Source organism: Peptoniphilus obesi ph1 (genome assembly GCF_000311865.1).
In the GTDB taxonomy this organism is placed as follows: domain Bacteria; phylum Bacillota; class Clostridia; order Tissierellales; family Peptoniphilaceae; genus Peptoniphilus_E; species Peptoniphilus_E obesi.
The window spans coordinates 14,931-41,067 of the sequence record NZ_HE978582.1 but is presented as its reverse complement, the minus strand read 5'-3'; the positions used below and the strand labels follow the sequence as shown (position 1 = coordinate 41,067).

18 protein-coding genes and 2 pseudogenes are annotated in these 26,137 nt (G+C 31.8%); 17 read left to right on the top strand and 3 right to left on the bottom strand.

What is annotated here, in order from left to right:
• Positions 1-1,629 precede the first annotated feature (1,629 nt).
• The 11 genes and pseudogenes from HGPB_RS09160 to HGPB_RS05995 form a co-directional block, all read left to right on the top strand.
• Positions 1,630-5,634 (top strand): annotated as a pseudogene (locus tag HGPB_RS09160) (helicase-related protein); the annotation flags it as partial.
• A gap of 576 nt (positions 5,635-6,210) precedes the next feature.
• The gene (ltrA, locus tag HGPB_RS06040; RefSeq protein WP_019132805.1) at positions 6,211-7,881 is read left to right on the top strand and encodes a group II intron reverse transcriptase/maturase; all 1,671 of its coding nucleotides are present in this window, start codon (positions 6,211-6,213) and stop codon (positions 7,879-7,881) included.
• 88 nt (positions 7,882-7,969) lie between these two features.
• Positions 7,970-9,343 (top strand): annotated as a pseudogene (locus HGPB_RS06035) (helicase-related protein); the annotation flags it as partial.
• A 43-nt stretch (positions 9,344-9,386) separates the two neighbouring features.
• A complete protein-coding gene (locus HGPB_RS06030; protein WP_019132803.1) occupies positions 9,387-10,046 on the top strand; it encodes a DNA-binding protein in 660 nt (219 codons plus the stop codon).
• Positions 10,047-10,369: 323 nt separating this feature from the next.
• A complete protein-coding gene (locus tag HGPB_RS06025; protein ID WP_004838415.1) occupies positions 10,370-10,582 on the top strand; it encodes a helix-turn-helix domain-containing protein in 213 nt (70 codons plus the stop codon).
• A gap of 20 nt (positions 10,583-10,602) precedes the next feature.
• Positions 10,603-11,301 carry a response regulator transcription factor gene (locus tag HGPB_RS06020; protein WP_004835594.1) on the top strand — a complete coding sequence of 233 codons (699 nt, stop codon included), beginning with the start codon at positions 10,603-10,605 and terminating at the stop codon, positions 11,299-11,301.
• Between the two features lie 3 nt (positions 11,302-11,304).
• Complete coding sequence (locus HGPB_RS06015) at positions 11,305-12,213, top strand: sensor histidine kinase (RefSeq protein ID WP_004835597.1); 909 nt, start codon at positions 11,305-11,307, stop codon at positions 12,211-12,213.
• 125 nt (positions 12,214-12,338) lie between these two features.
• Positions 12,339-13,100: an ABC transporter permease gene (locus HGPB_RS06010; protein ID WP_425357416.1), complete on the top strand. Its 762-nt coding sequence runs from the start codon at positions 12,339-12,341 to the stop codon at positions 13,098-13,100.
• 14 nt (positions 13,101-13,114) lie between these two features.
• Positions 13,115-14,038, top strand: coding sequence for an ABC transporter ATP-binding protein (locus HGPB_RS06005; protein ID WP_016648533.1), 924 nt, complete (start codon positions 13,115-13,117; stop codon positions 14,036-14,038).
• Positions 14,031-14,762, top strand: a complete 732-nt coding sequence (locus HGPB_RS06000; protein ID WP_019132802.1) for an ABC transporter permease — start codon at positions 14,031-14,033, stop codon at positions 14,760-14,762. The genes HGPB_RS06005 and HGPB_RS06000 overlap by 8 nt, the downstream gene beginning before the upstream one ends.
• Positions 14,763-15,515: an ABC transporter permease gene (locus tag HGPB_RS05995; protein ID WP_019132801.1), complete on the top strand. Its 753-nt coding sequence runs from the start codon at positions 14,763-14,765 to the stop codon at positions 15,513-15,515. It begins immediately after the preceding gene.
• 44 nt (positions 15,516-15,559) lie between these two features.
• Here the strand turns inward: HGPB_RS05995 and HGPB_RS05990 are convergent, their stop codons facing one another.
• The 3 genes from HGPB_RS05990 to HGPB_RS05980 form a co-directional block, all read right to left on the bottom strand.
• Positions 15,560-16,891 (bottom strand): relaxase/mobilization nuclease domain-containing protein, encoded by a 1,332-nt coding sequence (locus HGPB_RS05990; RefSeq protein WP_019132800.1) that lies wholly within the window; start codon positions 16,889-16,891, stop codon positions 15,560-15,562.
• A 1-nt stretch (position 16,892) separates the two neighbouring features.
• Positions 16,893-17,249, bottom strand: a complete 357-nt coding sequence (locus HGPB_RS05985; protein ID WP_019132799.1) for a plasmid mobilization protein — start codon at positions 17,247-17,249, stop codon at positions 16,893-16,895.
• Positions 17,250-17,530: 281 nt separating this feature from the next.
• The gene (locus HGPB_RS05980) at positions 17,531-18,523 is read right to left on the bottom strand and encodes a helix-turn-helix domain-containing protein (protein ID WP_019132798.1); all 993 of its coding nucleotides are present in this window, start codon (positions 18,521-18,523) and stop codon (positions 17,531-17,533) included.
• A gap of 264 nt (positions 18,524-18,787) precedes the next feature.
• Here HGPB_RS05980 and HGPB_RS05975 point away from each other — a divergent pair, with 264 nt between their 5' ends.
• From HGPB_RS05975 to HGPB_RS05950, 6 genes are all read left to right on the top strand, one after another.
• Positions 18,788-19,399 (top strand): MptD family putative ECF transporter S component, encoded by a 612-nt coding sequence (locus HGPB_RS05975; RefSeq protein ID WP_019132797.1) that lies wholly within the window; start codon positions 18,788-18,790, stop codon positions 19,397-19,399.
• Positions 19,399-20,142 (top strand): energy-coupling factor transporter transmembrane component T, encoded by a 744-nt coding sequence (locus tag HGPB_RS05970; protein ID WP_019132796.1) that lies wholly within the window; start codon positions 19,399-19,401, stop codon positions 20,140-20,142. The genes HGPB_RS05975 and HGPB_RS05970 overlap by 1 nt, the downstream gene beginning before the upstream one ends.
• Positions 20,139-21,623 (top strand): ABC transporter ATP-binding protein, encoded by a 1,485-nt coding sequence (locus HGPB_RS05965; RefSeq protein WP_019132795.1) that lies wholly within the window; start codon positions 20,139-20,141, stop codon positions 21,621-21,623. Before HGPB_RS05970 ends, HGPB_RS05965 begins: the two co-directional genes overlap by 4 nt.
• A 169-nt stretch (positions 21,624-21,792) precedes the next feature.
• A complete protein-coding gene (locus HGPB_RS05960) occupies positions 21,793-22,404 on the top strand; it encodes a TetR/AcrR family transcriptional regulator (RefSeq protein WP_019132794.1) in 612 nt (203 codons plus the stop codon).
• Between the two features lie 16 nt (positions 22,405-22,420).
• The gene (locus tag HGPB_RS05955) at positions 22,421-24,163 is read left to right on the top strand and encodes an ABC transporter ATP-binding protein (RefSeq protein WP_019132793.1); all 1,743 of its coding nucleotides are present in this window, start codon (positions 22,421-22,423) and stop codon (positions 24,161-24,163) included.
• Entirely contained in the window at positions 24,163-25,887 is a 1,725-nt protein-coding gene (locus tag HGPB_RS05950) for an ABC transporter ATP-binding protein (protein ID WP_019132792.1), read from the top strand. The genes HGPB_RS05955 and HGPB_RS05950 overlap by 1 nt, the downstream gene beginning before the upstream one ends.
• Positions 25,888-26,137 lie beyond the last annotated feature (250 nt).

Below are 26,137 nucleotides of genomic sequence, written 5' to 3'. Positions count from 1 at the left end.
ATATCAAGGGTTAGTGAAGATATTATAGATAGCACAATAGAAAAATCTAAGGAAATGGATCGTGCTAGGCTGCTGACAGAAAGGGCCGGTGGCGACTATAATAGAGATATAGAAAATATAAACGAAGATAGAGGAGGTCAAAATGATTTATATAGACGAGATGATAGGTCAAGAAGTAGAGATGGACGAGTTTTCACAGATGGAAGCGACAGAAGAAATAGCGATGAAGATCGAAGAGAAAACATTGGATATGATGGAGAAGGATCTGGAATTTATGGAGAGATTTCCGAATCCGACATACGCAGTTCTAAGACTGTCTTACCTAGTAGGGAGCGAGGACATGGAGAACTGGAAGAAACTTCAGGAAATGTACGAGGAGAAAACACTTTTGAACCATCTGAAGGAAATCCAGAATCAGGCAGTGGACTTTATCAAGAGAGAGAAAGTCAAAATGATGAAAGCACAAGGATTGACAGAGAAGATGATGAGAGAGAATCCAGAGGAATACCAAGGACAGATGAACAACTTGATGGCAACAGTCAAGAAAATGGCAATCAAGGAATACGTGGAAGCTTAGAAAACGAAATAAGCCAAGAAAAGGAAGCTGATGAAGCTTCTTTTTTTGATGGCAACAACAATGAAAACAGAAAAGATTACTGGATTGTAGAATTTAATGAAAACCACGAATTAGTTCCCGATTATAGTGGGCAGATAGTAACTAAAGATTTAATTAATGTCCTAAGACAAAAGGATATTGATGTTAAAGACCATAATCAAACTCTTGGAGAAAATGAATTTGGAGAAATGACTGATGATTATATCGGATATTTCAAATTCTATTTTGACCACTATGTAGATGGCGAAGTTGTCGAGCATTATAGGATTGACCTTGGTGATGGTGAAGAAGTAAATGAGCGTGAATTTTCATATTTAGAAGAACAAGTTGCACTAAGTGAGGAAAAATCTTCACAAGAAGAAGTTAAGGAAAAGATAGAGCCTAAGTTTAAGATAGGCGATCAGGTTAGATATAAAGATAAAGACTTTACTATTACAGATTTTGATGAACTAAGTGGAGGACTTAAAACTGTAACCATTAGAGATAATATGGAATATATGGGAGGTATGATTAGGGGTTCAGAAGTAATTCCATATAGAAACGATTCATACCTTGAAGAAATCTTTGAAAATCTAAGTCAAACATCAGAAAAACTAGCAGTAAAGGTTGGTAAGGAATTTATTTTAGAAGATGAAGATATCTTTGATGGAATTAACTTAATTGAAACAGGAACCAAAGTAGAAGTTAATGGAGAAGAATATCCTTTATATAAGGGCGAAACATTTGAAGAAAGTAGAAAGATTGATGAGCTTTTAGATAGTGGAAATTATGAGATATACAAATTATCTGAGCATGAAAAACAAATTGAAAGACAAGTAGAACAAGAAAGCTTTATTGATAACCATAATCCTGAAATTGACCAAATGATGGATAGGTACAATGTGCCAAGGGAAGCAGCCGAAAACTTATTGAGGGGTAAAGAAGATTTAAAGAATCTAGGCTATGAACCTAATAAGGAAAGGCTAAGTTTTGCTAGAAATTATGATTTGAAAAATCATATCTACTCAGAATACCTAACACCATCAGAAAAGCTAGATAAAAATATCAAAGCTATTAAAATGCTCAAAAGACTTGAAAATGAAAATAGGAGTCCAAGAGAGTATGAGCAAGCCTATCTGGCTGACTATTTAGGTTGGGGAGGTCTTGCCGATGTCTTCGATGAAGAAAAGGGAGGACAATGGCTTGAAGCAAGAAATATTTTAAAGGAAAATCTAACGAATGAAGAGTATTTGAATGCTAAAGAGTCTACTCTAACATCATTTTATACACCTAGAGAGGTAATGGATGGGATATATAAGACCCTAACAGATATGGGATTTAAGACTGGAAATATCCTTGAACCATCTGCAGGAGTTGGTAACTTCATTGGTAATATGCCAAGTGAAATAAAAGGCTCTAAAGTATATGGAGTAGAAAAAGATAGTCTAAGCGGAAGAATAGCAAGAGAGCTTTATCCTGAAGCCAATATTCAAATTAAAGGCTTTGAAGAAACAAACTTCTCAAATAATTTCTTTGACTTAGTTATAGGAAATGTTCCATTTGGAGATTTTAAAGTTAACGATCGTGAATATAACAGAAATAACTTTCTGATTCACGATTATTTTTTTGCAAAGTCAATAGATAAGGTTAGGAATGGAGGAATTATTGCCTTTATAACCTCATCTGGAACTATGGATAAAAAAGATGAATCTGTTAGAAAATATATTAATGCAAGATGTGAATTTTTAGGAGCTATGAGGCTACCTAATACAACATTTAAAGGACTTGCTGGTACAGAAGTTACTTCAGATATTATTTTTCTAAAGAAGAGAGATTCAGTTATAGAAAGAGATGACGATTGGATACACCTATCAACTGATAAAAAGGGTTTGACTTATAATAAATACTTTGTAGATAATCCTCAAATGGTATTAGGGGATATGAAAGAAGTATCTGGTAGATTTGGAAATACTATTACTTGTGATGAAAAAGAAGACGAAAATCTAAAGGATTTAATGGATCTTGCAAGTAAGGAAATATCTTCAAATTCAAAATATGAAGAGGTCGAGCTATTGGAAGATGAAGAATTAAGTCTTCCAGCAACAGATGATGTTAAGAATTTTTCCTATACCATTATTGACGAAGAAGTCTACCTAAGAGAAAACTCAGTCTTAATTAAGCAGAATATATCAGATAAAAATAAAGAAAAGATAAAAGATTACCTTGATGTAATGAATGCTTTAAAAGATGTAATAGAAAAGCAAAAGGACGATTTTTCAGACGAGGAAATAAAAGAATCACAAGCAAAGTTAAATGAAGTCTATGATAACTTTTCAAAGAAACATGGCTTTATTAACTCCTTATCAAACACTAGAGCCTTAAAGGAAGACTCAAACTTTCCTTTAGTTTCATCAATAGAAATACTTGATGATGAGGATAATTTCAAAGCTAAGAGTGATATATTCTCAAAAAGAACAATAACAAAGGCAAAGGTAGTAGACCATGTAGACACTTCCCTTGAAGCTTTAGTCTTATCAGTTTCACAAAAGGGATATGTAGATTTTGAATATATGGAATCTATCACTAATAAAGATAGGGATACTTTAATTGGTGAGCTTGAGGGCGAGATATTTTTAGATATTAAGGACACAGACCTAATAAATAACAGAATGCCCTTTGAAAACTTTGACAATGACAATCCATTTCATTTTTCATATGTATCGGCTGATGAGTATCTAAGTGGCAATATTAGAGAAAAAATCGGCTACCTCAATTCATATATCGGAGAAATTGAAAATGTAATAGATTTAGCACCTTCTGAAAAGAAAGACACGTTATTAAATGAGTTAGGCAAACTAAAATATCAAAGAGAGAAATTACAAGAAGTTATGCCTGAAGAACTAACTGCTTCTGATATAAATGTAAGGTTAGGAGCAACTTGGATACCTCAAAAAGATATAGAAGACTTTACTTTTAATCTTTTAAAAACACCAGGTTATGATAGGTGGAATATAAATGTTAGGTTCTCACCACATACAAGTGAATGGAATATTGAAGGTAAGAGTGTTGACTCAACTAATGACCTTGCTAACATGACTTATGGTACAAGTAGAGTAAATGCCTATAAGATAATTGAAAATGCTCTTAATCTAAAAGATACGAAGGTATTTGACCAAGTAATAAATGATGATGGGTCTAAGACTTCTGTATTGAATAAAAAAGAAACTATGCTTGCAAGTCAAAAGCAAGAATTGATTAAAGAAGAATTTAAGAATTGGATATTTGAAGATCCTGATAGAAGATATAGGCTAGAAAAGATTTATAATGAAAAATTCAATTCAATTAGAAATAGAGAATTTGATGGTTCTAACTTAACTTTTGATGGAATGAATACTGAAATCAGACTTCGAGAACATCAAAAAAATGCCATAGCAAGGACTCTTTATGGAGGAAATACACTGCTTGCCCATGTAGTAGGAGCAGGAAAAACTTTTGAAATGGTGGCTTCTGCTATGGAATCTAAAAAGTTGGGACTTGCAAGTAAATCATTATTTGTAGTTCCTAACCATCTAACTACTCAAATTGGTAGGGAGTTTATGCAGTTATATCCGTCAGCAAATATTATGGTGGCCGATAAAAAAGACTTTCAACCCAAAAATAGGAAAAGATTTATTGGTAGGATTGCAACGGGAGAATATGATGCGGTCATCATAGGACACTCTCAATTTGAAAAAATACCGATGTCTAAGGAATACCAGGTAAGACATATACAAGACCAAATTGATGATATAGTTTCCTTTATTGATGAGAATAAAAGAAATAGAGGGGAAAATTTCACAGTAAAACAACTGGAAAAGACAAAGAAGAAACTCTTGGTAAGACTGGAAAAACTAAATGATGACTTTAAAAAAGATGATGTAATAACCTTTGAAGAACTAGGAGTAGATAAGTTATTTATAGACGAAGCTCATAATTACAAAAACTTATTCTTGCATACCAAGATGAGGAATGTTGCGGGTATCGGTCAGAGTGAAGCCTTTAAGTCTTCAGATATGTATATGAAATGTAGGTATATGGATGAAATGACAGATGGAAAGGGAGTTGTATTTGCTACTGGTACACCAATATCAAATTCAATGACAGAGCTTTATACTATGCAAAGATACCTTCAATATGACGATCTAAAGGCAAGAGGATTAGAACATTTTGACGCTTGGGCTTCTACTTTTGGAGAAACAGAAAATACCTTTGAATTATCTCCAGAAGGCACTGGATATAGGCAAAAAACAAGATTTTCAAAGTTTTATAATTTACCAGAATTGATGTCTATGTTTAAAGAAGTAGCAGATATAAAGACTTCAGATATGTTAAATTTGCCAGTACCAGAAGCAAGTTTTGAAGTTATTAAAACAAAACCTACTGAGGAACAAAAAGAAATACTAGAAGCTATTTCAGATAGAGCTGACGCAGTTAGAAATAATCAAGTCGAGCCAACAGAAGATAATATGCTAAAAATTACAAATGATGGTAAAAAACTTGCCCTAGACCAAAGATTAATAAACCCACTACTTCCAGATGATCCTAATTCAAAGGTAAATGTATGCGTTAAAAATATCTTTTCAATCTGGGATAAGACAAAAGAAAGCTCATCAACCCAGTTAGTATTTTCAGATATGTCTACACCAAAAGGAGATGGAGAATTTAATATCTATGATGATATTAGGAATAAGTTAGTGAATATGGGAATACCTAAAGAAGAAATAGCTTTTATCCACGAAGCAGATACAGACAAACAAAAAGATGAATTGTTCTCTAAGGTAAGAAAAGGAGAAGTAAGAGTATTATTAGGTTCTACTCAAAAAATGGGAGCAGGTACAAATGTACAGAATAAATTAATAGCTTTACATGATTTAGACGTCCCTTGGAGACCGTCTGACCTAGAGCAAAGAAGTGGTAGAATTGTTCGTCAAGGTAATGAAAATGATAAGGTAAATATCTTTAGATATGTAACAGAAAATACATTTGATGCCTATTTGTGGGTGCGACATGAAGTCGCTTAATTTAACTGTTTGGCATAATGACCAAACCAACTATTCCGTTAGTTGAGCCAAGTATCGACTGCACTTAGGTGTGGTAAGCCGATATTAAAGTAGCCCTACTTGAGGTTGAACCGTGAGGGAATACCGAAACTGCCAGCAACAAGGCGGTTAGGGAGCAAGGCTTGATATTATGGCTAACATATGTGAACTACTGATAAATGTCGTTAAAGCGAACAGGCTAAAGTTGCTGACAAGCCTGAACCAAAATGGTGCGTAGTCGGATAATCCTTTCCACAGTGGGATTACACGGACAAAATGACTACCGGCAGAGAGGTAGAGCCTAAGTTATCAATGTTAATTAAGTGGAACATGGTAAGCCTGTACCGTTGCCAAAAGGCAAGGTAAATCGTAAGAAATGCTGATAATGGTGCAGGTAAAGGATAATGGAAAAAGCGAACGCCATCTTGTAATGAGATGGATAGGGGTTCAAAATTTGCCCTAACTTGAAAGAGTGCAGACTTCCATTTGGTTTTTAATCACAAGAGAACTTGTAGAATTTTTGAAAGGAGAAAGCAAATGAACAGTAAAATGTGTGCTACTACTAACAGAGCTAAAGACTGGGAAAGTATAGATTTTTCAGTAGCAGAAAGCTATGTTAAAAAACTACAAATGCGTATTGTGAAAGCGTGGAAAATAAGTAAATACGGAAAGGTAAAATCTTTACAGCATTTACTCACAACTTCATTTTATGCAAAAGCCTTGGCTATTAAGAGGGTAACTGAAAATCAAGGCAAGAAAACAAGTGGTGTTGATGGTGAATTATGGCTAACATCACAGGCAAAGTATAAGGCGATAGAAAAGTTAAATTTAAGAGGATATAAACCTAAGCCTCTTAGAAGAGTGTATATACCAAAGAAAAATGGTAAGAAAAGACCTCTCAGCATTCCTACAATGACGGATAGAGCAATGCAAACCCTATATAAATTTGCACTTGAACCAATAGCAGAAACTACTGCTGACCCTAATTCTTATGGATTTAGGGCAAAAAGATGTACACAAGATGCTATCGAGCAGTGTTTTACATCACTTAATAAAAAGAAATCTGCAAAATGGGTACTTGAGGGAGATATAAAAGGTTGTTTTGATAATATAAGTCATGAATGGATATTAAATAATATCCCAATGAACAAGAAATTATTAAAACTCTGGCTTGAGTGTGGATATATAGAAAAACAAAAACTATTTCCAACAGAAACAGGAAGCCCCCAAGGCTCGCCAATATCACCTATTATTTCCAATATGGTATTAGATGGTTTAGAAAAAGCAATCAAAGAGAAATACCATAGAAGAACAGTAAATAAGAAAACATATTTCCCAAAGGTTAACTTTGTTAGATATGCAGATGATTTCATCGTTACAGGGGAAAGTGCAGAATTGCTTGAAAATGGTGTAAAGCCAATCATTGTAAAATTCTTGGCTGAAAGAGGTTTAGAATTATCAGAGGAAAAGACACTCATAACACACATAAATGACGGTTTTGATTTTCTCGGAGTTAATATTAGGATGTATAAAGATAAGTTGCTTACAAAACCATCTGATAAGAACTTCAAGGCTATTGTCGATAAAATCAGACGAATCATAAAAGATAATCCGTCAATGAAACAAGAAATTTTGATTAGAAAATTAAATCCAATCATTATAGGTTGGGTAAACTATCAGAAATATAATGTTTCATCTAAAGCCTTTGAAAAACTTGACTATGAAATATATAAAAGCTTGTGGACCTGGTGCGTTCGTAGACACCCAAAGAAAGGTAGAAAATGGATAGCTAAGAAATACTTCCATACCATTGGAAATAGAATCTGGACTTTCAGTGTAGCAACTGGTGACAGAATGGAAAATGGCGAGAAATACTATCTTCGTCTTAAATATGCTACAGACACTGATATTAAAAGATTTACCAAGATACAAGCTGAAGCAAATCCATTTGATGAAAATTGGCAAATATACTTTGAAGAAAGGGAAGAGTTAAAAATACGAAACGAACTTAAAGGACGTACAGTTATAAATAGACTGTATAAAACGCAAAATGGAATATGCCCTGTTTGTGGAGAGAAGATAACTATTGATACAGACTTTAGAGTACATCAAACAATACAAAATAATATTACCCTTAAAACTTTAGTACACCCTTGGTGTCACAGAAAATTGCATATAAATGATGAAGAAAACACGCTGGCTCTTTAATTAGGGCTTATAAAAACTTGAGCCGTGTGAGGGGAAACTCTCATGCACGGTTCTTAGAGGGGAAAGGGATAGTAATATCCCCGACCTACTCGACCAGACAATAGAGAATAAGCAAAAATTCATTTCTCAAATTATGACTTCAAAAACTCCAGTAAGAGTTGCAGAAGATGTTGATGAAGCAAGTCTATCTTATTCAGAAATTAAGGCTTTGGCTACTGGAAATCCTCTAATTAAAGAAAAAATGGATTTAGATAACGAAGTTACAAAGCTAAAAATGCTTGAAGCAAACTACAAGTCTAATAAATACAAGCTTGAAGATAAGGTAAATAAAATTTATCCTCAAAGTATTTTAAAAACTGAAATGGAGATAAAGGCAGTTAAAGAAGATATTGCAAGTGTTGAGAAATTAGGAGAAGGAGATAGCAAGTTCACTTCAATCAGTCTTGGAGAAAATAAAATTTTAGATAAGAAAGAGGCTGGAGAGAAGTTATTAGAAGAAATAAAAAAGGTAAAGATAAATGATAGCAAGATTATTGGCAAATATAGAAATTTAGACTTACAAGTTTCATATAACTTTATGACTAATACTCACACCTTTAAACTTCTAGGAAAAGCAGAATACTTCGGAGAGTTTTCAAACTCTACTGATGGCAATATAACAAGACTTGATAATGCCATTGAAAAAATGCCTTCAAGACTTGAAAGATTAAATCAAAACCTTGAAAACTATAAAGAATCTTTAGAAAATGCCAAAGTAGAATTGACCAAGCCATTTGAAAAAGCAGATGAGTTAAGGGATAAGACACTAAGACTAGCTGAAATCAATAAACTTTTAGATATGGGAGAAGTGGAAGAATTAGAAAATCAATCACCACTATTAGAAGATTTAAGAAGGGCGATAGTTGATTATTCTAACTATGAGTTTTCAGAATCTAATAGCTATGAAGACTTTGACAAACTATACCCTGATTTAAGCCATGTAGGACTTGCCTATACAGAAACACCTGATGGTAAGCACTCTATTCAATATGAGGTAAATTTGGAAGAAAAAACATGGACTCAGTATGTAGATAATGTAGCTATTAGAACAGAATCTTTTGTAGAAGAAGATATATCTAACTCACAAGCTATTAAAGATATGACTGAAGCCATAAAGATGTCAAGTTTTGATGATCTGGTATCAGTAGATGAAGAAGATTTAAAACAAGCACTAGGACTAGAAATAGATGATGACGGAAATTTCTATGATCCACTAGCAAAAGATCTTGATAATGACGGAATACCAGATAGGTATGATAATGATTTTAAAGACAGTGATTACTTTGAATCAACTTATGATGTAGAGGATAATCTTCACGCAAGGGAAGAGAAACCATCAATATTGGGACAAATATCAAAATTCAAATCAGAAGAAGAAAAAGATAAAAACCAAGAAAAAAGTGAAAAAGGACAAGAAAGGTAGAGGAGGGCGAATAGCTCTCCTTATTTAGTACAAGGAGGAAAATATGGAATACAAAGATATTAGAGAAAATTTAGAGGAAATGATGAATGATAATTACAAGGACTTTATAAAAGCACTTGTTAGTATAGAAAAAGGTGTTAATGATGAAAAGGCACTTGAAGAAGTCTATGTTTTATATATGAACAATGACACAACAGGTCTACTAAGTGATGACTTTGACTATATGATTGATGATATGAAAGAACAAGGTAAGATTGTTGAAAATACCAATGAACTTGAAGAAAAAGATGACCTCATAAATCTCGTGGGTAATATAGCAGGCAAAGTAGAAAATCTTGAAAGAGAAAATGCAAATGGAGAAAAGTTCAAGGTAAGCAACTTTTCAATCGTTTCAAAAGATGACGATGGGAATAAAATTTATACCAATTGTTCAGCTTATGGAGATAAGACAAAAGATTTAGAGAACCTAAAAAAAGGAGATTTTGTTAAAATATTTGGACAAGTAAAAACAAGCATTGACAGCAACGGAAAGGAACATAAAAATGTTCGTATTTTATCTTCTAAGCTCTTAAAAGCAAAAGAACAAATGAAAGGACAAGAAAAAAAGAAAGAGTCTGTGCTTGGAGAAATCAAAAAATATCAGACTGAAGATAAGGGAAAGCCTAAAGAAAAGAAAGAAACATCAAAAGAAGCTGAAAGATAAACTTATGGTCGGTGTGGTCTTAGTACTGCACCGACTCTTTTTTTGTTTGGAGGAAAAAAGAGGAGAGAACACTATCTCTCCATATCCTTGCCCATATAAATTCCTAGTTTTTTCGTATCCTGTAAAGATCGTCCATTGTTTTTTTGAGGAAGAATACTCTCGCATAAGGGTATTCTTTTTTTGTTCAGTTTATTAAGTCTGTATAAAGACAAAATGTAAAAAATGGTTGTAAACAATCTTTTAAAAATCAAATAAAAATTGAATATAATCAATAAAAGTGATATAATTACTCCAAAAATCGTTATAAAGAAAAGAGGATTAGTATGGCATTGAATTATAAACCATTATGGATACTATTGGCGAAGAAGAGTTTGAAGAAAACAGATGTAATAGTTATGGCAGGGATTACCACTAATGTTATGGCACAGATGGGAAAAAATAAGCCTATAACACTTAAAAACTTAGAAAAAATATGTAAGTCTTTAGATTGTACACCGAATGATGTATTTTCCTTTGATGATAATTATATTGAATAAGAAGTATGGAGTTATGAGATATGAGAGAGATAATAATTATAGATGATGATATTGCATTATGTAATTTAATTAAAAAGTGTTTAAGTACTGATGGATATTCTGTTGATATTGCCAATAATGGATTAGACGGATATAAGAAAATACGAAATGCAAATAATTTGTGTCTGATTTTATTAGATATTATGCTTCCTGATTTTGATGGGTTTCAAGTTCTGGAGATGATAAGGGAAGAATGCACTATTCCGGTTTTAATGCTGACTGCGAAGTCTGATGATGATTCAAAAATTTATGGACTTAAACAAGGTGCTGATGACTATTTGACAAAGCCATTTAATATAAATGAACTTAAGGCAAGAGTTGAAGCTATGGTTCGTAGATATATAGATTTCAATCAGAAAAGCACAGACCAGTCTGATATACTCACAATAGATGGTATGCAAATAGATAAGGAAAATAGAATTGTAAAAATAAGTGATAATAACATAGAATTAACAAATAAAGAATTTGATTTATTGTATTTTCTTGCGTCTAATAAAGGGAGGATTTTTACAAAAAAACAAATATATACGAATGTTTGGGAAGAAGATTATCTTTTTGATGATAGTAATATCATGTCTTTTATCAGTAAGCTTCGAAAAAAAATAGAGCCTAACCCTGAAGAACCAACTTATATTTTGACAGTTAGGGGCGTGGGTTATCGTTTTAGTAAGGGGGTATGATATATGGATGTAAAAATCATCATAATCTTATTATTGATATTTGTAATTTTTTGTTTGTTAAAAAAAATTACCAACATAAAAAAAGAAATAAACAGTATTCAGGAAGTACTCGTTGATATAAAAAATGGTGATTACAATCGCAGAATTTTAATTAAGAAAAATGAAACTACAGAAAAGATCTGTCATGATATAAATGAGATAACTCTACAAAGTCAGAACAAGCTAATAGAACAAAAGCAGTCAGAACAGGCGTATAAATCGCTTATGACAAGTTTGTCTCATGATGTGAAAACTCCTTTAGCATCTATGGTCGGGTATTTGGAAGCAGTGCAAGAGGGAATTGTTACGGGAGATGAGAAGGAAGATTATATAAAAATTTCTTTAAGTAAGGCACATTACTTGAAGGATTTTGTAGAAAAACTCTTTGATTGGGTAAAGTTGGATTCAGGAGAATGGAAGTTTTCTTTTGTAGATAAAGACCTGAATGAATTAACAAGAAATGTGATAAGCGACTGGATTCCTATTTTTGAAGAAAAACATATAAGTTATGAAATTGAAATTCCGGAACAGGAATTCTATATAAAGATAGATGAAAATGCCTATTTTAGGAGCTTAAACAATATTATAAACAATATTATTATTCACAGTAATTGTGATAGAGTACACTTGAAATTAGAAGAATCGGATACAAAAGCTACTTTGATGATTTTAGATAATGGAAATGGTATAAGTGAAAAGGACTTACCATATATATTTGATAGGATGTATCAGGCAGATAGTTCAAGATTAACAAAAGGATCGGGACTTGGCTTATCAATTGCTAAAGAATTGTTAAGAGTGAATAATGCCAAAATAAGGGTAAGTAGTATACCTAACATAAAAACTGTCTTTACTGTGGAGTTTGCAATGTAATTAGCTGATTTAGAAAGCCCCTTTTGGGGCTTTTTTTATTGAAACAAGATAAAAACAAGGGTGTCGCAAGATTATGGCAAGGTTAATCATTTATAATATTTATTGTAAGGAGGTGCGATATGTTCTTGATAAAAGCTGAAATAAAAAAATGGAAGAGAAGTAAAATTTTGATAGGTATTATTATACTAACTGTTATCTTGAATTTGTTTGCAATTGAAAGAGCATTTTCAATTTCAAGAGAAAGTCCTATCATGGATAGTTTTGGAGACTTATATTGTTTAGCGTTTAAGAATATAACTTTTGTGTTCTTGCCAATCGTAATTGGAATGATTTCTACAATGTTATTTTTTGACGAAAGGAAGAATGACACTTTAAAGAATGTACTAATAACTTCGGTTAGTAGATTTGAAGTATTTTTTGCGAAATTTATTTTGATAGAATTACTGACTATATTTTTGATGGTATTAACATATATGTCATCAGTTTTGGGTGCAGTATTAAGTGCCGGATTCGTAGATTTTAATTTAATTACATTAAAAGAGGCAGCAATATTATATATGCTTGCAGCTTTATTAATTCCGATTGCAATGCTTCCGGTAATTTATATTGCTACTTTTTCTAAGAGTTATGTTTTACCTATTTCTATGTGCTTGCTTTATTTAGGAATTGGGATATTTGGAGCTTCGATATTAGTTCATATACATCCGCTTGCAAGTTTATTAGGGGTTTATCAAAATGTATCATCGGCTGCCAAAGAAATGGTAGAAAACAGTATAGGTGGATATTCGTTAAATGTATCGCAGTTTAGTTGTTTGTTACATATTTTAACAATTGGAACACTATTTTTTGTGTTCTCTATAAAATCTATGAAAAGACAAAATTATTAAGGAGAAAAAAGAAAATGAAAAACTATATTATTGAAACAAAGAATTTAACAAAAGTGTATGGAGAACAAAAGGCTGTAAATTCGGTAAATTTACACATTGAAAAAGGTTCTATATACGGGCTATTAGGACGAAATGGAGCAGGAAAGACCACTATTATGAAGATGATACTGGGACTTACTGATATTACGAATGGTGAAGTAAGTGTTTTTAACCAAAATATAAAAGGTAATGAGAAAAAGATTTATCCAAGAATTGGTGCGATTATTGAAACACCCGGATTTTATCCTAATCTTACAGGGACGGAGAATTTGGAAATATTTGCACTGCTTAGAGGAACGGCTTTCCCTGATGCGGTAAAAAATGCTTTAGAAGTAGTTGGCTTACCACATAAAGATAAGAAACTATTCGGAAATTACTCTTTAGGAATGAAGCAGAGACTTGGGATTGCTAATGCAATTTTACATGATCCAGAGGTTTTAATTTTAGATGAACCGACAAATGGCTTAGATCCCATTGGAATAGCGGAAGTTAGAAATTTTATAAAAGATTTAAGTATAAAAAAAGGAAAGACAATTTTAATCTCCAGTCATATTTTATCTGAAATAACACTTCTCGCTGATACAGTTGGCATTATAGATAAAGGGGTTCTTTTAGAAGAAAGCAGCATGGAAGAATTAAATAAAAAAAATAGAAAGTATATTATGTTGGAAGTGTCTGATGTATCAAAGACGACTATTGTGTTGGAAAAAGAGTTCGGAATAACCAACTATTCTGTTGAAGATAATAATCATGTAAAGATATATAGTCACGGATTAGATATGGCAAAAATTAATAAGTCATTAGTTATGAATGGAATATCGGTGGCTTCATCACAAACCTGTAATGATTCTTTGGAAGATTACTTCAAGAAGATAACCGGAGGAGAGGGAATTGCTTAATTTAGTTAAAGTAGAGTTTCTTAAATTGAAAAGGAAAAAGATTGTTTGGATGATGTTTCTGGCAACACTCTTAATGCCATTGCTTGCCACTATATACTTTGGGAATATAGACCTTTCAGACAATGCAATGAAATATTTCAAATGGACAATCTTTAGTTATAATTTATGGCTGATTTTACCAATTATATTAGGAATATTTTCCACAATGATTGTGTCTATGGAGTATGAAAATGACACTTTTAAAGCATTATGGATTGTTCCGATACAAAAGACGAAGCTTTTAATTAGCAAATTTATAATTGTGTTTTTATATACTTTAGTCTTTATGGGTTTATCAATTCTCATTACACTTCTTTTTGGAAGAATTATTCATCATATAGAGATGGATCACTTTTTATTGATTTTTCTCATTAGAAAGTGTTTTGAGATTAGTGGACTTTTATCAGTTTCCATGCTGCCTATTTTATCTATCGCATTTTTAACAAAAAAATACATTTTACCGATTTGCATTACGATTGTTTATGCCTTTTCGGGATTTGTAATTTTAATGGTTAATATGTATATACACCCATTATCAAGCTCTACAGCAATTGTTTTGAGGGATGTCCCGGGAATAATATTAAATCAGGATATAAATATATTTTATTCTCTTCTTTGTATAGGGATATGGGTCGTCGGATTTACAATAGTTACAAAATTATTATTGAAAAGGAGAGGATGGTAAATGAAGACACTTTTATTAGCTGAATATAAAAAACTTCACAGATCAAAATTGATATTTTTGCTTGTATTTGCACTCATAATGACTTTGGGAGTTGTTTTTCTTCAAGGACAATTTACATTTAGTAGGGAAAAGTATATAGACACATTTGGATGGTATATTTTACAGGTGCATTCTTTGACCACATATTTTGTCTTGCCAAGTTTGATAGCATTGTTTGGAGGATATATTATTTGTCGTGAGGAACAAGAAGATGTACTGAAATCATTAAGGCTAATACCGATAGACGAGAGTAATATGATTACTGCAAAAATGATAATTACTCTATTAGGTAGTATTTTTGTTTATTTAATACTATTTACGGCATCCTTAATTATAGAAGCGGTATTGCATTTACACGCAGTAAATATGAGTGAAGTAGTTCACTATTTTGTTGTATATGTATTAACTGGAATAAGCGTTTTTATGGTAATATCTCCAATTATTGCACTTATTGGACTTGTTAAAAGGAGCTACTGGATAGCTCTGATTATCGCTGAGATATACTCTTTTGTGGGAATATTTTTTGCCTCAAAGGAAATTTTAAGAGCCATTTATCCAATATCATCTGTGTTTATTTTGTCAGGAGCGTATGAAACATCCATGTTGGAATTTGCGATTAGTGTACTTGTAAATTTTGGTTGTTGCTTTATTTCATATAAAATATTAAAGGGCATGAAAGTTGGCAAAAAGAAAAGAATTAGCAAAAGAATATAGTTGGAAAAATAAGTTGAAAGTAATTTTAAAAAGAGGAGAGGACACTATCTCTCCATCTCCTTATCCATATAAATTCCGTAATTTTTTCGTATCTTATAAAACTCATCCATAGTGGATTTTGAGGAAGAATACTCTTGCATAAGGGTGTTCTTTTTTTCTTGTAATTTATCGAGGTTTGATAGTATTTCTTTTGTGTTTGGCAGTTTTTTATAGTTTTCTAAAATTTCTTTAGCAGCTATTTTGTAGACGGAAAGTTCGCTATAATATTCTTCTGCAAATTGTTTGTCCTCAGGATTTTTCTTGTGGTATTTATATATTTCACGATACTTATTTATAGTATTTATATTTTCCATATCTTGGGATAAACTCTTCATTTCACTTTCAATTTTCTTTATTTTATCTAATAAGTCTTGTCTATCATCAGCAGATTTTTTGATCAGGTCATCGAGTTGAGTAATTGAATTAATTCCTTGTTCTCGAAGTTTAATTATTGAATCTGCCATTGTTTTGATATTGTGTTTTCTTGCCCAAACTTCATAACCTTTAGAGGATTGAGCTTTCTCATTAGTAGATATATCAATAATATTTCCTACACGTTTTTTAATAGGATTAGCTTTATTTTTGAGAGCTAAATCTATTCTTTCTTTGATTTTTTCTTCGGTATAATCTTCTCCGATAGTCTTAGCTCTTGTAAATCTTTGCTTATCTTTATGACGAAAAGCAATGTGTTTACCAAACTTAATTTCATAATCAAGATATTCCATATTTTCTAAAAACTCTTCCCACGAGTTAGACTTATTAATCATTCTATCTATATCAAATTGCAGTTTAGACTTCCAAGAATTTCCTTTCTTTTTTTGGTCATATTCGTACCAAGACTTACTAGCAGTTTTATATTTTCTTTTGTAAGCTTCATAATTTTCATCAATAACTGAAAGCTTATTTTCTTTACATAATTCGTCACTTTGATACCTGATTTTGTGGTAAGATTTTTTGTTAGATTGGTAACATTTACCAGTCTTGCAATTAACATTATTAAAAATAATATGGTTATGGATATGCCCTCTATCTATATGAGTTGCAAGAACAAATTCATAATCTTCTTTTAAAATTTTCTTACATAATTCCATTCCAATTTCGTGAGCTTTTGTAGGATCGACCTCTCCTGGTAGGAAAGATTGGATTAAATGTCTAGCTAAAACTGTACCTTTAGTATCATTATCTTCTCGAGTTTTCAAAAATTGAATATGGGCAGTAGATGGATGACATTTGAATGAAGATACTAGGATTTTTTCATCAGTTTTTTCACTATTGGTTATATAATCTATTGCCAAATTTAGAGTTGATTTTATAGGATGTATCTTTGTAATTGCCATACTAATCACCAGAACTTTCTTTTGATTTATTAAGAAGTAGGGAATGGATCTGCCATATTTCTTTTGATAATTTTTCTATCTGATTATTCATAGATTCAATTTCATTTTTGTAAATAACACCAGTTGTATTAGTTGCTTTTGCGATCTGGTTTATATTATTTGTTGCATTTGAAAGCAACCATTGTAGGTTTCTAAATGGTTCTAAGTCCACAACATAAATTTCTTTTTCCAATACACATTTTCTAAGAAAGTGGGACATAGTTTTGCAATTAGCAAGTTTCATTTTCTTTTCAAAAACTTCTTTTTCTTCCTTAGTTAATTTTATTTCTATTCTTTCATTTCTAAATCTATTTGACATTTTATTCTCCTTTATAAAATATATTTCGGGGTCTTAGGGTTCTCCCTAACAAGGTAAAAATTAAAAAAATGGAGCATTCCATAAAGGTTTGCTCCATTAATTTTTTCGTAAGTGTCCGTACACTTACTGTGCTTGCTACATAAGCTACATAAGAATAAATTAGATATCAAGCGTTAAGCAAGTTTTGAATTTGTAACTATATTATAACAAATAATCGTGGGCTATTCTATATAAAGATTGCCAAAATACAGATAATGATTGAGGTTACAGAACTGTTAATATCATAAATGGTTTTTAGAAGTTGAAATTGTAGAACTAATGCTGTGAAAATTAGAATTATCTTTTCTATATTCACGTGGCGTGCATCCTACATGTTGTTTGAAAATATAAGTAAAACTGCTTTGATGAGAATACCCCACAGCGCTAGCGATTTGTTGTATTGATAAATCATTTTCTAATAATAATCTTTTTGCTTTATCTATGCGGCAGTTCTTAATAAATTCTACAATTGTATATCCATATATTGAGTGAAATAGTTCAGACAGTTTAGATTTGCTCATATTGCACATGCGTGCATACATTTGAATGTTCGTTGGATTGGAAAAGTTTTGTTCTAAATAGTGACCAAGACGATGAAGTGCTTCTGAATCTTCTTTGTCTATAACATTGTGAACAGCATTGCTTTTCCAAGATAAAAATGCTTCGATTATTTCTAATATTTTAGCCTCATAGAATAGTTCCGAGATTTCTGATGTTGGTGTGTATGTGGCAATATCATCAAGTATTGTTGAGATTTTTGGTATAAATAGGTCTGTACCAATTCGAGGGACTATTTCTGAAAGTGAAGAAAAGTCTTGATGAAATATTTTTGGAAGGTATTCTTCATAATATTCAGGGAAAATTGAAACTCCAACACTGTCTAACCAAATCCCAGCAGGAATTATATATTCATGCTCGCCATTATCAAGGTAATAACCAATAAGTTGATTTTTTTGATTACAAGAATTTTTTTTAATTGCTCTTGCAACATAAAATGAACTTTGGGAAAGTACCAACATTTTAGGGTGATAATATCTGTAATGCATTTCATTATAAAAACAAAGATGGTAAATATTTATAGAACAAAATGCATTTACAGGGTATGTCCATAGATATCCTTCGCCAGTACTATCTTTTGGCACCATGGTAAAACCACCACTGGGTTTGATACCAGATTTATCAGGATTTAGATTTAGTTGAGAAAATAAACCGGAATAAAATTTATCAGCATACATTTGCGGCGCTCCTTTTTATAAAATGTCCAAAATGTTTAGTATAATGTCCAAACAAAATTTGGAGATATTGCAAAGGATAACTTTGCATATTATAATAAATATATGAGTTAGCTAGGTCTAACCTTTTGTATATATTATATGCTGAACCACAAGGGAAATCAAGTAAAATGAGTTTATAAATTAATAATATGTATTGGATAAAATACTAAATGATGTTTCTTGAGTATCAAGCGTAAATATAAAAAATTAAGGAGGATGTATTACATGACAGATAAGAAAGGTTTGAATCCAAACAGATTAAATGGTAAAGATTTAATCAATGCTGGGATTTTTTCAGCGATTTATGTGGTTATTATTATTGCAGTCGCATGCACTTTGGGGTTGATTCCAATTGGCTTTTTACTTCTTACTTTTGTTGTCCCATTTGTAGAAGGTATTCCAATGATGCTTTATTTTACAAAGATAAAGAAATTTGGAATGCTAATAATTTTACAGGCAGTAATTGGGATTGCCATGATTTTAACAGGAATGGGATATGATCTATTGATTTGGGCAATCATAACAGGAATTGTTGGAGAACTTATTTTGAAAGCTTCCAAATACCAAAAGAGCATGGGGTGTGTTCTTGCATATGCAGTATCGAGTATATGTATTGCGGGAAATTATGTACATTGGCTCACAGCGAGTCAGGAATGGTTAAAGAATAAGGCAGCTAGCTATGGAGAAACATTTATGTATTCTGTTTATGGATGGTTTCATAGTAACTGGTGGTTATTCCCTCTTTTGATTGTTTCTTGCTTTGTGGGCGGCTTTCTTGGCGGGATGATTGGTCGTAAGGTTTTGAGGAAACATTTTGAAAGAAGCGGGTTGGTGTAATGATTTCTGAACTATATCAGAAAAATGCAACGGCGGATAAACTATATCTTGATCCACGAACAAAGATATTGATGTGTTTGCTTGTATCAACTACTTTGCTCAGTGGTTCTCCTGTTGGATATTTAAAAGTTTTTCACACGATACTTTCACTTTTGCCGTTTGTTTTTTTGATTGTTTTAAAGAAGGTGCGAGCAGTAGTTTATTTTTTTGCTTTGTATCTTTTTGCACTATTTGTTCCAGATCTTCTTGCACCGCATTTACCAACTTGGTTTAACCTCTTGTTTACGGGAATAATTGCATTTTCGGTAGAAATTATTCCTGGTTATATGATGGCATATTTTATTTTTTCAACAACATCTGTAGGCGAGTTTATTGCAGCTATGGATAGAATGCATGTTACGAAAAAACTTACAATTCCTATTTCGGTAACATTTCGTTTTTTTCCTACCATTAGAGAAGAATATGTAAATGTGCGAGATGCTATGAAATTGCGAGGGATAGGTTCTTTTCGCAACCCTCTTATGATGTTAGAGTTTAGGATGGTTCCATTTTTAACAAGCATTGTATCTATTGGTAATGATTTGGCTGCTTCTGCACTTACAAGGGGACTTGCAGCACCTAATGAAAGAACTAATGTAAGTAATATTGGGTTTACGCGGAGAGACTATCTTGTTTTCGGCAGTTTAATTATTTTTTATATCCTTTATTTTATTCTTATGTTCAAGCAAAAGGGGGCTTTATGATTAAATTTGAAAATGCAAGTTTTGTATATAAGAACGGGCAGAGAAATAATGGTATGCGAGATGTGAGCTTAAATATTCCGGAAGGTCAAGTTGTCCTGCTTTGTGGTGAATCTGGTTGTGGAAAAACAACTCTTACAAGAATGATAAATGGTCTAGTTCCGCATTTTTATGAAGGGGAAATGTCAGGTGAAGTTTTTGTTTGCGGAAACAATGTAGCTGAATGTGAACTGTATCAGCTAGCGTATTATGTAGGATCAGTATTTCAGAATCCAAAATCCCAGTTTTATACAGTTAAAACAGATACAGAAGTAGTATTCACATGTGAAAATCTCGGAATGGAGAAACAACTTATTTTTGAACGTTTTGAAAATATTGTTGAGGCTCTTGATATTACTGCATTGCTAGGGAAAAGTCTTTTTTCTCTATCTGGCGGGGAAAAACAGAGGGTTGCTTGTGCTTCCGCTATAGCACCTAATCCTCCAATAGTCGTTATGGACGAGCCTACTTCCAATTTAGACACGCATACTATCGCACAGCTGCGAAAGATTATTAAAAAATGGAAGCAGGATAGAAAAACGGTGATAATTGCTGAACATCGTTTGGAATGGCTTATGGATTTAGCTGATCGTGTGATATATATGAAAAATGGACGAATTATAAATGATTATACAATAGAACAATTTAAGAAAATCAGTAAAGAACAATTAAAAATTATGGGGCTTAGAAGTAAGCCTGAATTTCAAAAAGAGAATAGAGCAACGGATAATGCTGGAAAAATAGAGTTTGTTGATTTTAGTTATACTTACAAAGGAGAAAATAAACCGGCTCTTTCTATTCCTTATATAAACCTTCCGGAAAACTCTATTATCGGCATTGTTGGAAACAATGGAGCAGGTAAATCTACTTTCGGACATGCTTTCTGTGGTTTGGAAAAAAGGTCGAAAGGGGATATCTTTCTAAATGGAGAAAGTTTTAAAAGAAAAAATCGAATCGAAAGTACTTATATTGTTATGCAGGATGTAAATCAGCAGCTTTTTACCGAAAGTGTATTTGAAGAAGTCAGGTTATCTATGGAGAGGTTAGGATTGTCTCATGAAGAACAGGAGAAAAGAACAAATATTATTCTGAAAGAGTTAGGGTTGGAAGAATTTAAAGACTCTCATCCCATGTCTTTGTCCGGAGGGCAAAAACAACGTGTTGCAATGGCTAGTGCGCTTGCATCTGATAAAAGATTTCTCCTATATGATGAACCAACTAGTGGACTTGATTATATGCATATGATTGAGGTGGCAGATGCTATAAAGCGTATGAAGGCGGCGAGACGAACGCAATTTGTGATTACGCATGATTCGGAGCTTGTTTCAAGATGCTGTGATTATATTCTATTTCTTGAATGTGGGGAAGTAAAATGTATTGGAAATATAGATGATATGGCAATACAGGAGACACTTCAAGAATTTTGGAATCAGGTTTACATGTAGATGAAATGATGAATTAAGCTTTAGGTTCTTTTTTAAAATAATGGACAAAATAAATCAGCAACTTTGATTGTTTGTTTTGATTTTGCTTTTGCAAGAGGTACTAAGATGCCTCTTGCAAAAAAAATAACATAATTGATAGTACTATTATCAATGTACAAGGGGGAATTTTATGGCGAACCAAGATATTAGCATTACTCCTAGATTATTGGAAAATGCAAAAAAAGAATTTAAACGAAATGGGTTTGAAAAAACTTCTTTAAATGTAATTTGTAAAAATGCAGGCATAACTACTGGAGCGTTATACAAGAGATTTAGTACTAAAGAAGATTTATTTAATAGCCTAGTTGAAAAACCCGCAAATAGACTCAAAGAATTCCTTGATAAAGAACATAGAGATTACAAAAAATTACACAAAGAGGAGCAAATAAATTGTGTCTTTAAAAATTGGGAGAATGAAGATAGATTTATTGGATTGATATATGAATACAAGGAAGAATTTTTAATGATTTTAAATTTATCAGGTGGAACAAAATATGAGTTCTATTTTGATGAAATTTCTAAAATAATTACAGATGCAACCATACAATTTATTAGAACTAACAATAAAAGTGATGTAGATGAATTTATTTTGTATGAACTTGTTCATATATTAGTCAGTTCATATATAAAGGGAATTTTAGTACCTCTTTCCCAAAATATGAATTTAAATGAAGCTAATATTTACATTCAACACGTTAAAAAATTTTTCTATGCTGGATGGAAAGATTTGCTGAGAATATAAGATTTGGAGAAGAAAAATGTTTAAATTATACAAAAAATTATTTAAGTATGTTCCTGAAAGAAAAACATTCGCATATGGTTCAATGCTATTAGCTGCTATTTCCACAATATGTTTAATGGCTTCTTACTGGTATTTGTGGGATTTGTTTTGCGAATTATTAGTTACCAAAGATTATAGTGCGGCTATAAAAGATAGTAAATTGATTGTAATCTATATGGTATCGTATGGAGTTATTTACTTTGTGGCATTGATGGTATCACATATGCTTGGTTTTAGATTAGAAACAAATATCAGAAAAACTGGGTTAAAAAATCTAATCAATGCTTCTTTTGCTTTCTTTGATACGAATCCGTCAGGGAAAGTAAGAAAGATTATTGACGATAATGCTGGAGAAACACATTCTACAGTGGCACATTTGATTCCTGATAATGTTGTTGCAGGAATGTTGCCAATTTTAATGTTTATTATGACCTTTGCTGTTGATTATAGACTTGGTATTTTGTTGGCTATAACAATTGTAGTAGGTATTTTTCAATACAAATCAATGTATGGTGGAGAAGAATTTATGATGGCATATTCTAATTCTCTGGAGAAAATGAGTTCAGAGATAATTGAATATGTTAGAGGAATGCAAGTATTGAAGATTTTTGGGATAACCGTTCGTTCCTATAAAAGTTTATTGGATGCAATTCTCCAATACTCAAAAAACACTTATGAATATTCCTTAAGTTGCAGAAAGCCGTATGTGTCATTTCAAACGTTATTTAATACCTATTATTTGATATGTATTCCTTGCAGTATGTATTTTATAACAAAAGGAGAACAAGCTGGGATGATTCTTGCAAAAGTAATCTTCTTTACTTGTTTTTCTGGGGTTATATTTTCATCATTTATGAAAGTTATGTTTGCTTCACAAAATAACTTTAATGCCGGACAGGTAATAGATCGTTTAGAGAATTTGATAGATGGAATGAAGAATGAAAAATTAGAACATGGTGAAAGAAAAGAATTTAAACATTATGATATTGAGTTTGATAGGGTTTTCTTTAAATATGATGAAAAATATATTATAGAAAATTTGAGCTTTAAGTTAGATGAGGGAAAAACTTTTGCTTTAGTTGGACCATCTGGGTCAGGGAAGTCAACGATAGCGAAATTGATATCAGGTTTTTATTCTTTAAATAGTGGCAGTATAAAAATTGGTGGTTATGATATACGAGAATATAGCGAGGAAACATTACTTCAAAATATTTCATTTGTATTTCAAAACTCAAAATTATTTAAAGCCTCTATTTATGAAAATGTAAAAATGGGTGACCAAAATGCGACAAGAGAAGAAATTATGAATGCTCTGCATTTGGCAAAGTGCGAAAGTATTTTGGCAAAATTTCCTGAAAAGGAGAATACCATTATAGGCTCAAAGGGAGTGCATTTATCAGGTGGTGAAGTACAAAGGGTTGCCATTGCAAGAGCTATTTTGAAAAAATCTAAGATTATTATACTCGATGAAGCTTCAGCTGCCGCAGATCCCGAAAACGAGTATGAACTTCAACAAGCTTTTTCAAATTTAATGAAAGGGAAAACAACCATTATGATTGCTCACAGATTATCTTCAATTAGAAATGTTGATGAGATATTGTTCATTGAAAATGGCAAAGTTATTGAGCGAGGTAATGATACAAATCTAATGAATTTAAATGGAAGATATAGAGAACTTCAAAACTTGTATGAAAAAGCAAATGATTGGAGGGTAATGTAATGAGAAAATATTTACAAAAGAAATTTCAATTAACTGAAGCCGGAGCAAAAGGTCTGGAAAAATCCGTATGGTCTTCATTTGCATATTATGCTATTTATATGCTTCCAATGATTTTAATGATGTTTTTTGTGCAATCTATTTTAGAAAATAAAGGGCATGGACTTGAAACTTATGTTTTAGGAATTGGGATAATCATAATACTTGTTTATGTGGCAACAAATATGAATTATAAAACCACATATAACGAAACTTATAAAGAATCTGCCAATTTAAGAATCGAAATAGCGGATATACTAAAAAAATTGCCATTAGATTATTTTTCAAAACATGATATCTCTGATCTTTCACAGACAGTTATGGCAGATGTTGCGGCAATTGAACATGCTTTAGCTCACGCAATAGGTCATACAATTGGCTATGTTTACTTTTTCATTGTGATAGGCGTGATGATGTTAATAGGAGATTTTAAACTTGGAATTTGTGTGTTACTTCCACTGATTATTTCAGCAGGTATTTTATATTTATCAAAAAAAAGCCAAATAAAGGTGAGAGGAAATCATTACGAAAAATTAAGAGAGATTTCAGAAGAATTTCAATCATCTATTGAAATGAGTCAAGAAATAAAAAGTTATGGATTAAAGGAAAATACGATAGAAAACATTTCTAAAAAGCTTGACGAATCCGAAAAAATTCAAATGAGAGCAGAAATTGTTCAAGCTTTCCCAGTAAGCTTGGCTGGATGGATCACAAAGTTATCTATAGGTATTACAAGCGTTGTTGGACTCCATATGTTTATAAGTAATGAGGTGCCTTTGTTATATTTAGTTGGATATATTATTGCAGCAACTAAAATCTCTGAAGGTTTAGAAGGTATTTATATGTATCTTGGAGAAATTTTTTATCTTGATGCAAGAATTAATAGAATTAAAGAGTTAAGAAATACTAAAGCCCAAATTGGAAATAATGTAGATTTTGATAATTATGATATTAGTTTTCAAAATGTGGATTTCTCATATTCAGGGAAAAATAAGAAAGTTATCAATAATGTTACTTTTACAGCAAAACAGAACCAAATTACTGCACTTATTGGACCATCAGGTTGTGGAAAATCAACATTATTAAAATTGATGTCAAGACTTTACGATTATGATAGCGGTCAGATTTTAATTGGGGGTCATGATATTAAAACAGTAGATACTGAGTGCTTATTTAAAAAAATTTCAGTCGTATTTCAAGATGTTTTGCTGTTTAACACTTCTATTATGGAAAATATACGCATAGGAAATACGAATGCAACGGACGATGAAGTGAGAGAAGTAGCTCGAATTGCCGGTTGTCAAGAAATTATAGACAGGCTTCCTGAGGGCATACAAACAATTGTGGGAGAAAATGGGGCAAAATTATCAGGAGGTGAAAGACAGAGAATTTCAATTGCAAGAGCCATTTTGAAAGATGCACCAATTATTCTTCTTGACGAAATTGCAGCTTCATTGGATGTAGAAAATGAAGCAAAAATTCAAGAAGGATTAAATAAACTTATAAAGAATAAAACGGTTGTCATTATTTCACATAGATTAAAATCTATTCAAAATGTAAACCAGATAATTTTGCTTGATGAGGGCAAAGTTGTGTCAAATGGTACACATGATGAAATTTATAATGAATCACAGTTATATAGAAATATGATTGAAAAATCTGATTTGACTGAAATGTATTCGTATTAGGAGAAATAGTTAAATATGAAAGAACAATTAATAGCAAAAGACCGATAGATTTATTCTTTCAGTTATCTATTCCAACAGTAATAACAATGATAGTTATTGGTCTTTATCCACTTATTTATGGAGTACTTATGATGCTTATATTTATCTATAATGAACGGAGGGAAAGGGAGATGAACAAGTGTATAAGTTACCTTGTAGAATTGAAATGGAATAAAAATACTCCTTTTTTCTATAATTCTTGTAGTTGTCT